This window comes from Hyella patelloides LEGE 07179 (assembly GCF_900659865.1).
Lineage (GTDB): Bacteria > Cyanobacteriota > Cyanobacteriia > Cyanobacteriales > Xenococcaceae > Hyella > Hyella patelloides.
Map to the genome: position 1 here is coordinate 1 of NZ_LR214294.1, position 1,519 is coordinate 1,519.

General features: G+C 31.3%; 2 protein-coding genes. Both read right to left on the minus strand.

Annotated elements, in window-relative coordinates; all coding sequences use genetic code 11:
- Nucleotides 1–317: 317 nt before the first annotated feature.
- Nucleotides 318–905 (minus strand): Uma2 family endonuclease, encoded by a 588-nt coding sequence (locus H1P_RS33255; protein WP_144875745.1) that lies wholly within the window; start codon nucleotides 903–905, stop codon nucleotides 318–320.
- Between the two features lie 92 nt (nucleotides 906–997).
- A partial coding sequence (locus H1P_RS33260; RefSeq protein WP_425461568.1) for a sodium:calcium antiporter occupies nucleotides 998–1,519 on the minus strand: 522 nt, incomplete at its 5' end.

Genomic DNA, 1,519 nt, shown 5'->3' on the forward strand with positions numbered 1-1,519 from the left:
TTTTTTTTGTCTTTATTTCTGAATACCTATAAATTAGGCTTAATTACTGACCTTTATATTATTAAAGCTAATATTTGAGCATACTTACTGACATAAAAACTTATCATTTAAACAAGCTGATTCTTGTAAATTTTTTCGCTTACTTTTTCAGCAAACCCTAGTTATGTATGAAAGCTATCGAAAAAACAAAGTACGCAATATTACTTTTGTAATACAATTGTAGATATAAACAATTAAGAGAAAAACAAAACCATGCTATTAGACCATTTTCATCTAAAGAAGGAGGTATAAATAGATATTTTTTATATACATGATGCCTAACTATTTTGTGTTGTAAAATCTACTCTTTCATAAATATCTGTTAAAGTAATTTCTCCATCAATACTATTAAAAGCTATAAGAGAATCTTGAGTTTCATACTCACTTAATAGCCATTTATGATCTGGGGTTTTAATATACTGCTCCACTAAATAGCTATATTGATCGATTAAAATGTATTCTTGAAAAGATGGCAGCGATCTATAATAACGAAACTTATTTCCTCTATCATAAGATGAGGTGGATTGAGATAAAACTTCAATGATTAATAATGGGTTAGTTATAGTTGTTGTACCTTGTCCCTCATATATTGGCTTACCTTTAATTGCCATTGCATCAGGATAAGTATAAAGATTGTAATTGGGTATCCATAAACGTACATCACCAGCAAATACCTCAGCATTTTTTTGCTTTAAGGCAAAATGTAAATAGCTACAAAGATTAATTACAATACGATTATGATTAGTTGTTCCTCCTGTCATGGAAATAATTTTTCCATTATGATATTCACTTTTGTACTCTGCTTTTCCTTCTAATGCGAGATACTCTTCTTTTGTATAGTTTTTGTTTTCAACTTGAACTATCATAATAATTGCTTTTTTATTCTCATTCCTAATAAATAACTAACTATTTGACAGACAGAAGCCCTGCTTTATTAACCACTAACTATTAACAAAAATTATCTTTGTCGAGCCTTCTTTTGCTGTACTGCTACAGTAACAAGAGTAATAATTGTTAGAGGAATAACAAAACCTAACATTACTGTATTATAGATGGGTAAACTTTCGTGATTCATAGCATCTAAAATAAGATATACAGTATATGCTACATAATAAAAAGTAAATAAGAATCCTTCCCAACGATCGATACGATTACCAGAAGAAAAGATTGGTAAACAAGCAAAAGAAACCGCGATCGCAACTGGAATGTTAAACTGAATCGCAGCCTCAGAAACCGCTACCCCACTAGGAGTTAGCATTCCCGCCATTCCTAAAACTGCCAAAATATTAAAGATATTACTACCCAATACATTTCCCACGGCAATATCTCTTTCACCTCTAATACTTGCCATAATAGAAGTTGCTAATTCAGGCAAAGATGTCCCCAAGGAAACGATAGTTAAACCAATTAAAAGATCGCTAACGCCTAAAGCTTTAGCAATAGTTGTTGCCGAATCAACTAGCCAGCGTGAACCCAACAC